This window comes from Elioraea sp. Yellowstone (assembly GCF_006704265.1).
In the GTDB taxonomy this organism is placed as follows: Bacteria; Pseudomonadota; Alphaproteobacteria; order Acetobacterales; family Acetobacteraceae; genus Elioraea.
This window is the reverse complement of record NZ_VIKA01000141.1, coordinates 1-8115: the sequence shown is the minus strand read 5'-3', so window position 1 is coordinate 8115 and position 8115 is coordinate 1. Positions and strand designations below refer to the sequence as shown.

Annotated in this window: 9 protein-coding genes; 6 read left to right on the top strand and 3 right to left on the bottom strand. The window is 74.3% G+C overall.

Translation table 11 applies throughout. The annotated features are described in order from the left end of the window. The 3 genes from FK498_RS15465 to FK498_RS15455 form a co-directional block, all read left to right on the top strand. The coding region (locus FK498_RS15465; protein WP_255581500.1) for a phosphoribosyltransferase family protein at positions 1–192 on the top strand (192 nt) is incomplete at its 5' end. Positions 193–235: 43 nt separating this feature from the next. Beyond that, positions 236–514 carry a glutaredoxin 3 gene (gene grxC, locus FK498_RS15460; RefSeq protein ID WP_141856093.1) on the top strand — a complete coding sequence of 93 codons (279 nt, stop codon included), beginning with the start codon at positions 236–238 and terminating at the stop codon, positions 512–514. Between the two features lie 97 nt (positions 515–611). Next, a complete protein-coding gene (locus tag FK498_RS15455; protein WP_141856091.1) occupies positions 612–1067 on the top strand; it encodes a DUF1178 family protein in 456 nt (151 codons plus the stop codon). 7 nt (positions 1068–1074) lie between these two features. On the opposite strand, the gene FK498_RS15450 is transcribed toward FK498_RS15455, so the two are convergent. The 3 genes from FK498_RS15450 to ubiG form a co-directional block, all read right to left on the bottom strand. Then, on the bottom strand, positions 1075–3306 hold the full coding sequence (locus FK498_RS15450) for an ATP-binding protein (protein ID WP_141856089.1): 2232 nt from the start codon (positions 3304–3306) through the stop codon (positions 1075–1077). A gap of 132 nt (positions 3307–3438) precedes the next feature. Continuing rightward, a complete protein-coding gene (locus FK498_RS15445; protein ID WP_141856087.1) occupies positions 3439–3795 on the bottom strand; it encodes a chorismate mutase in 357 nt (118 codons plus the stop codon). Continuing rightward, complete coding sequence (ubiG, locus tag FK498_RS15440) at positions 3792–4517, bottom strand: bifunctional 2-polyprenyl-6-hydroxyphenol methylase/3-demethylubiquinol 3-O-methyltransferase UbiG (RefSeq protein ID WP_141856085.1); 726 nt, start codon at positions 4515–4517, stop codon at positions 3792–3794. Before ubiG ends, FK498_RS15445 begins: the two co-directional genes overlap by 4 nt. A gap of 81 nt (positions 4518–4598) precedes the next feature. Between ubiG and FK498_RS15435 the strand changes: the two genes are divergently transcribed. The 3 genes from FK498_RS15435 to FK498_RS15425 form a co-directional block, all read left to right on the top strand. Next, on the top strand, positions 4599–5819 hold the full coding sequence (locus FK498_RS15435) for an aspartate kinase (protein WP_141856083.1): 1221 nt from the start codon (positions 4599–4601) through the stop codon (positions 5817–5819). Beyond that, positions 5816–6865, top strand: coding sequence for a nitronate monooxygenase family protein (locus FK498_RS15430; protein WP_141856081.1), 1050 nt, complete (start codon positions 5816–5818; stop codon positions 6863–6865). Before FK498_RS15435 ends, FK498_RS15430 begins: the two co-directional genes overlap by 4 nt. A 12-nt stretch (positions 6866–6877) precedes the next feature. Next, positions 6878–8115 (top strand): phosphoenolpyruvate-utilizing N-terminal domain-containing protein (locus tag FK498_RS15425; RefSeq protein ID WP_237560968.1); only part of this gene is annotated, 1238 nt, incomplete at its 3' end.

Genomic DNA, 8115 nt, shown 5'->3' with positions numbered 1-8115 from the left:
GCGATGCTCGCCGGCACGGTCGCGGTCGCGGCGCGCCAGCGCGGCCGGCTCGCCGGGGCCCGGGTCGTGCTGATCGACGACGTGCTGACCAGCGGCGCCACCGCCAACGAGTGCACCCGCGCGCTGCTCGCGGCGGGCGCGGCCGCCGTCGATGTGCTGGCCGCGGCGCGCGTGCCCCTGCCCCGCGCCTGACGCGGGATTGACCCGGACCCGTCGCGATCCGATGTGACGCGCCATGCCCGAGATCGAGATCTACACCAGCGTCTGGTGCCCCTACTGCGCCGCCGCCAAGCGCCTGCTCGACGCGAAGGGCGTGGCCTACCGCGAGATCGAGGCGCCCTCGGGCAGCCCCGCCCGCGCGGAGGCGACCGAACGCTCGGGCGGGCGCACCACCGTGCCGCAGGTCTTCGTCGACGGCACACCGCTCGGCGGCTATGACGATCTCGCCCGGCTCGATCGAACCGGCGAACTCGACCGGCTCCTTGGCCTCCCCGGCACCGCGACGACGGGCTGAGCCGCCATCTTTCGTTCACGACCGCCTGGCACTCTCTTGCCTGGAGTGCCACAAGCCCCATGATCAGGAGCATGATCCGCAACCCCGGCGAGGAGGCATGATCCACTACGCGCTCCGCTGCGACTCGGCACACGAGTTCGACGGCTGGTTCAAGGACAGCGCCGCGTTCGAGCGCATGGCCAAGCGCGGGCTGGTGGACTGCCCCCAGTGTGGCTCGACCAGGGTGAGCCGCGCCCTGATGACCCCTGCGGTCGCCTCGGCGCGGGCCCCGTCCTCGCCCCCGGCGGCGGCGCAGGCGCCGGCCGAGGGCAAGGCGCTGGCCGGCCAGATCCCCGCGGCGGCGCTGGCGATGCTCCAGCGGCTGCGCGCCGAGATCGAGAAGCACTGCGACTATGTCGGTCCGCGCTTCGCCGAGGAGGCGCGGAAGATCCATGCCGGCGAGAGCGAGAAGCGCGGCATCTACGGCGAGGCCACGCCGGAGGATGCCGAGGCGCTGCGCGAGGAGGGGATCGGCTTCCGCACCATCCCCTGGGTGCCGCGCGCGGACGGCTGATCCGCCCTCATGCCGGGGCCGGCTGGCCCTGCGCCGCCGCGCCGTTCGGCGCATCCCCCTGCTGCTTCAGAAGCCCCGCGATCGCCGCGGCGAGATCCGCACGCGCGATCGGCTTGGGCAGGAAGGCGATGCCCTCGGCGTCCGCCAGAGTCTCCGGCAACTGGCTGCCGGCGAAGCCGCTGATCAGCAGCACCGGCAGCCTGCGGCCGCCGCGCCGCGCCCAGGCGGCGAGCTCGTAGCCGTTCATGTCGCCCGGCATGACCACATCCGTGACCAGGAGACCGGGCAGTTCGGCTGCGATCCTGGCGCGCGCCTCGGCCGCATCCGCCGCCTCGCTCACCGTCGCGCCGAGGCTCTTCAGCGACTCGGCCATGACGTGGCGCACGGTCGGATCGTCGTCCACCAGCAGCACATGCACCGCGAGCCGTTCGGGCGGCCGTTCGAGGCGCGGTGGCATCGCCGGAAGGGCGTCCTTGGTCACCGGCAGCAGCACCGAGACGCGCGTGCCGCGACCCGGCTGGCTCTCGATCAGCGCCGTCCCGCCGGACTGCTGGGCGAAGCCGTAGACCATCGCCAGCCCGAGCCCGGTGCCACGGCCGAGCGCCTTGGTGGTGAAGAACGGCTCGAAGGCGCGGGCGGCGACCTCGCGCGGCATGCCGCGGCCGTTGTCCTCGACATCGATCACGGCGTACTCGCCGGGCGCCAACCCGTCTGCCGCCTCCTCGGGGCCGATCACGCGCAGCCGCGTGCGCACGACGATGCGCCCGTCGCGCTCGATCACGTCGTGCGCGTTCGAGACGAGATTGATCAGGCAGGCGTCCAGATGTGCAGGATCGACCCGTACCGGCAACGGCACGGGGGCGAGATCGAAGACGAGCTGGTTCGCCTCGCCCGCAGCCTTGGCGAGCAGCGTGCGGCTGCCCGCGATCTGGCGCGAGACGTCGCAGGCCACCGGGAACAGCATCTGCTTGCGCGCGAAGGAGAGGAGATCCGCGGTCAGCCGCGCGCCGCGCTCGATCGTGACGATCATCATGTCGGTGGTCTCGCGCAGGGCGCGGTCGTCGGGATGGCGCGCCTGCAGCGATTCCGTGCAGCCCATCAGGATCGCGAGCAGGTTGTTGAAGTCGTGCGCCACGCCGCCCGTCAGCAGGCCGACGGCCTCCAGCTTCTGCGCCTGGTGCAGCCGGTCCTCGGCCTTGCGGCGCGCGGCATCCGCCTCGATCACGCACTCCACCAGCGCGGCGTGCCGGCCGGCCGCGCGCCGCAGCGCGAAGGCGAGGGCACCGATCGCGCCCGCGGCGCCGAGGAGGGCGAGGCCGAAGGCGAGCGCGACGCGGTCATGCGCGGTCGCGAGCCCCGACCGCCCGCCGCCGACCATCACCACCACCGGCCAGTGCGCGAGCTCACGCCAGGCGAACAGCCGCCGCACGCCGTCGATCGGCGAGGTCTCCTCGAACTGCCCCTCGGTCGCGCCGGCGGCGAGCGCGCGCAGATGCCCGGTCGCGCGATCCAGTCGCACCGGCTCGTCCAGCCGCGGCCGGCGCGACAGCACCCAGCCCTTGCGATCGATCCAGCCGACCACGAAGTCGCTCACCGGAGCGAGCCCGCCATAGGCGTGCTGGAGGTAGTCGGTCGCGGTCTCCACCACCACCGCGCCGGCGACCCGTCCCGCCTCGAAGCGCGGCACCGCAAGCCCGAAGGCGACCACCCCGGCGACCGGATCGTGCCGGGGCGGCGTCAGCGCCACCGCCTGCCAGCCGCCGGCGACGAGCCCGGCGAGATCGGGCAGGACGAGCCGCGCCTCGTCCGGGGCGGGAAAGGCGCCGGAATGGACCAGCACGCGGCCGTCGCGGTCGGTCACGGCGATCGCGGTGACGTGGGCGTGCCGCGCCGCCATCTCCGAGAGCCGGCCGTGCAGGCGCGCGTCGAGCCGCAGCGCCTCCGCGCCGAGGTCCTCGGCGGCGAGCGCCACTTGGCGCGCGATCTCGCCGTTGACCTGGAACACCGTGTCGGTGTGGTGGGCGGTCATCGCCAGCACCTCGGCGAGGCGCGCGCGCCCCTCGGCGACGGCGATCGTGCGCAGCCACGCCGCGCCGCCCGCCACGGCCAGGAGCGGCGCCAGGATCAGGCCGATCACCACCAGGCCGATCCAGCGGTTCAGCCGGCGGGCGGAGACGGACATGTCCGCGAGCGCGGCCTGCGGCGAGGCCACGTCGGCGGACCGCGGGATCGCGGCCATGGAGGATCCTTCGGGCAGGGGAGAGGGCGGGTGGGGACGGGGCGGGACGCGCAGGACGCACGCCCCCCCGTTTCGGACATTATTCCTACACGCTCACCGCCGGCCTGTCGACCGGAAAGCGCCGGGCGGCCGTCAGCCGGCCTCGCCGCCGCCGCGCAGCGCCGCCATGACCGCGGCTTCGTGGGCCAGCGCCGCGTCGTGAATCTCGGTCCAGAGCCGCCGCACCAGGGTCGTGTCCAGTCCGCGCGCCGCCGCCCGCGCCGTCACCCGCGCGAGCACCGCCTGGAACCGGCGCGGCGTCAGCGGCGGAATGCCGTGCGGCGCCTTCAGCCGGGCCGCCTCGCCGACCGCGGCGAAACGCTCGGCCAGGAGGTCGACCAGCCGGTCGTCCAGCGCGTCGATCCGGCCGCGCACCCCGGCCAGGATCGCATCGCCCTCGTCGACCGCCGCCGCGCCGTCCGGCATCACCCCCTCCGTGCCTGTCGTCATGCGCCGATCCCGTCGCCGCGCCGCGCCGCCACCAGGTAGTTCACCGCGAGGTCGCGGCTCTCGCGCCACTGGCCGGTGAGCGGGTTCATCGTCATTCCCGTGCTGTGGGTCACCGCGAGGCCCGCCCGGCGCAGGCCGCGCGTGAGCTCCGCCGGGGTGACGAAGCCGCGCCAGTCATGCGTACCGACCGGCAGGAGGCGGAGCAGGTATTCCGCCCCCAGCTTGGCGAGCAGGAAGGAGCGCGCCGTGCGGTTGACGGTGGAGAGGAAGACGAGCCCGCCCGGCCGCGCGAGCGCGGCGAGCGCGGCGAGGAAAGCCGCCCGGTCGGCGACATGCTCGATCACCTCGAGCGCGAGCACGACGTCGAAGAGGGCCCCCTCGGCCGCGAGGTCCTCCGGCGCCGCGACCCGGTAGTCGATCGCGAGACCGGACCGTTCGGCATGGCGCCGCGCCGCGCCGATCGCCTCGGCCGAGGCGTCGATGCCGGTCACCGCCGCGCCGCGCCGCGCGAACGCCTCGGCCGCGAGCCCCCCGCCGCAGCCGACATCGAGGAGGGCGAGGCCGCGCCACGCCATCCCCTCGGCCTCGATGCGGCGCGCGATCCAGCCCGTGCGCAGCGCGTTCATGCGATGGAGCGGCCGCATCGGCCCCCCGGGGTCCCACCATCGATCGGCGAAGGCCCCGAACTTCGCCGCCTCCGCCGCCGACACGGTGCCCGCCATGCGCGACCTCCCGGTTGCCGCCCCGATCCCCGGCCGTTATGTGTCGCCCGGACGCCCGCGCGCAACGTACCCGGATCCGGCATGGCCCGACTCGTGATGAAGTTCGGCGGCACCTCCGTCGCCGATCTCGACCGCATCCGCTCCGTCGCCGCCCGCGTGAAGCGGGAGGTCGAGGCCGGCCACGAGGTCGCGGTGGTGGTCTCGGCCATGGCCGGCGTCACCAACCAGCTCGTGAAGTGGTGCCAGGAGCTCTCGGCCCTGCACGACGCGCGCGAATACGACACCGTGGTGGCGACCGGCGAGCAGGTCACCACCGGGCTCCTGGCGATCGCGCTCCAGGCGATCGGCGTGGAAGCGCGCTCCTGGCAGGGCTGGCAGATCCCGATCCGCACCGACGGCGCGCACGGCAAGGCGCGCGTGGCCGCGATCGAGAGCGCGGAGCTCGTCCGGCGGATGGCGATCGGCCAGGTGCCGGTGGTCGCCGGGTTCCAGGGGCTCGGCCCCGACAACCGGATCACCACGCTCGGCCGCGGCGGCTCCGACCTCTCGGCGGTGGCGCTGGCGGCGGCCCTGAAGGCGGATCGCTGCGACATCTTCACCGATGTCGACGGGGTCTACACGACCGATCCGCGCATCGTGCCGCGCGCGCGCAAGCTCGACCGGATCTCCTACGAGGAGATGCTGGAGCTCGCCTCGGTCGGGGCCAAGGTGCTGCAGACCCGCTCGGTCGAGCTCGCGATGAAGCAACGTGTGCGCGTGCAGGTGCTATCCTCCTTCGCGGACAGGCCGGGCACGCTGGTGGTGGACGAGGACGAGATCGTGGAGAAGGAACTGGTCAGCGGGGTCGCCTACTCGCGCGACGAGGCCAAGGTGACGCTGCGCCGCGTGCCGGACCGGCCGGGCGTGGCGGCCGCCGTGTTCGGCGGGCTGGCGGCGGCGAACGTGAACGTCGACATGATCGTGCAGAACGTCTCGGCCGACGGCACGACCGACATGACCTTCACCGTCGGCCGCGCCGACCTCGCCCGCGCCCGCGCGGTGCTCGAGCAGGCGAGGGACAAGGTCGGCTTCGCCGAGCTGGTCGCCGATCCGGGCGTGGCGAAGATCTCGGTGGTCGGGGTGGGGATGCGCACCCATGCCGGGGTGGCCAACACCATGTTCAGGGCGCTGGCCGAGCGCGGCATCAACATCGAGGTGATCAGCACCTCCGAGATCAAGATCTCGGTGCTGATCCGCGAGGAGGCGACCGAGCTCGCGGTGCGCGCGCTGCATACCGCCTACGGGCTGGACGCGACGGCATGACGCGCGAGGAGGCCCGCGCACGGCTGGACGCCCTCTGGAAGCGGGGCATCGAGTTCCTCGGCTGTCGCGTCGCGATCATGGGCGGGGCGATGAGCTGGGTGAGCGAACGCCACCTGGTGGCCGCCATCTCCAATGCCGGCGGCTTCGGCGTGATCGCCTGCGGCTCGATGACGCCCGCGCTGCTCGATGCCGAGATCGCCGGCACCAGGGCGCTCACCGGCCGCCCGTTCGGGGTGAACCTGATCACCATGCATCCCGAGCTCGACGCCCTGATCGACGTCTGTCTCGACCATCGGGTCGGGCACATCGTGCTCGCCGGCGGCATCCCGCCCGGCCCGGCGATCCGGCGCATCAAGGACGGCGGGGCGAAGGTCGTCTGCTTCGCCCCCGCGCTGGCGCTGGCCAGGAAGCTCGTCCGTTCCGGTGCCGATGCGCTGGTGATCGAGGGCGCCGAGGCCGGTGGGCACATCGGGCCCGTCAGCCTCACCGTGCTCGCGCAGGAGATCCTGCCGCACCTGCGCGACGTGCCGGTGTTCGTCGCCGGAGGCCTGGGCCGCGGCGAGGCGATCCTCGCCTATCTCGAGATGGGGGCGGCGGGCTGCCAGCTCGGCACGCGCTTCGTCTGCGCCACCGAATCGATCGCGCATCCGCGCTTCAAGCAGGCCTTCATCCGCGCCGCCGCGCGCGATGCCGTGCCGACGGTGCAGCTCGACCCGGCCTTCCCCGTGATCCCCGTGCGCGCACTGGTGAACGAGGGCACGAAGCGCTTCGTGGCGCACCAGGAGGCGGTGATCCGCCGCTTCCGGGCAGGCGAGATCTCGAGGGACGAGGCCCAGCTCGACATCGAGCATTTCTGGGCCGGAGCGCTGCGCCGTGCCGTGATCGAGGGCGATGTCGAGCACGGCTCGCTGATGGCCGGCCAGAGTGTCGGCATGGTGACGCGCGAGCAGCCCACCGCCGAGATCATCGCCGAGCTGGTCGACCAGGCGGTCGCCGCGCTGATGGCGCGCGCCGCCCCGGCCGCCCTGTCCGCGGCGGCCGAGTGAGCCGCGGGCGAGGTGCCGGCCGTCCCGCGCGACTCCTCCTCCACCCCCCGCCGCCTGCTCGCGCGCCTGCGCCGGCTGATGGCGCGCGCGACCGACCTCGCCACACGGCTCGACGGGCTCGTTCACCTGGTCGCCGGCGAGTTCGTGGCCGAGGTCTGCTCTGTCTACGTGATGCGGCCGGGCGAGATCCTCGAACTCGCCGCGACCGAGGGGCTCAGGCCGGAGGCGGTGCACCGCACGCGGCTGCGCGTCGGCGAAGGGATCGTCGGCACGGCCGCGGCCGAGGCGCGGCCGCTCAACCTCCCCGATGCGCAGAACCACCCCGCCTTCGCCTACCGTCCGGAGACGGGGGAGGAGGCCTATGCCTCGATGCTCGCGGTGCCGGTGCTGCGCGGCGCGGAGGTGCTGGGCGTGATCGCGGTGCAGAACCGCGCGCCGCGCCGCTACGCCGAGGACGAGGTGGAGGCGCTCGAGACGGTGGCGATGCTGCTCGCCGAGATCCTGCACGGCGCGCACCCGCCGGCCGAGGAGGCGGTGCTCAGCCTGCCCGGGGCGATGGCGCGGCACTACGAGGGCGTCGGCCTCACACCCGGGATCGCGCTCGGCCGGGTCGTGCGCCACGGCCGCCGCGCCGCGCCGCGCACCGTGCTGGCCGAGGACCCGGAGGCGGAGCTCGCTCGCCTGCGCGCCGCGGCCAGGGCGATGCAGCGCGCGGTCGATGCGCTGCTGGAAGGGCCCGCCCGCCGCGCCGGCCACGAGCCGCGTGAGGTGCTCGAGGCCTACCGGCTGATCGCCGCCGACCAGGGCTGGCTCGGCCGGATCGAGGCGGTGGTGCGCGACGGGCTGACGGCCGAGGCCGCGGTCGAACGGGTGCTCGTGGAACTGCGCGCGCGCATGCGCCAGGTCGCAGATCCCTATCTGCGCGAGCGCCTTGCCGACATCGAGGACCTCGCCGGGCGGCTGATCGACCATCTCGGCGGCGGCGCGGAGGCCGATCCGGTCGAGGGGGGCTTCATCCTGATCGCGCGGCGCGTCGGCCCGGCCGAGCTGTTCGACTATCACGCGCGCGGGCTGGCCGGGCTGGTGCTGGAGGAGGGCAGCCCGACCGCGCATGCCACGATCATCGCGCGCGCGCTCGGCCTGCCGCTGCTCGCCGGCTGCCGGGGGGCGACCGAGGCGGCGGTGCCGGGCGAGCTCGCGGTGCTGGACGCCGAGGAGGGGCGGCTGGTGCTGCGCCCGGAGGCCGAGAT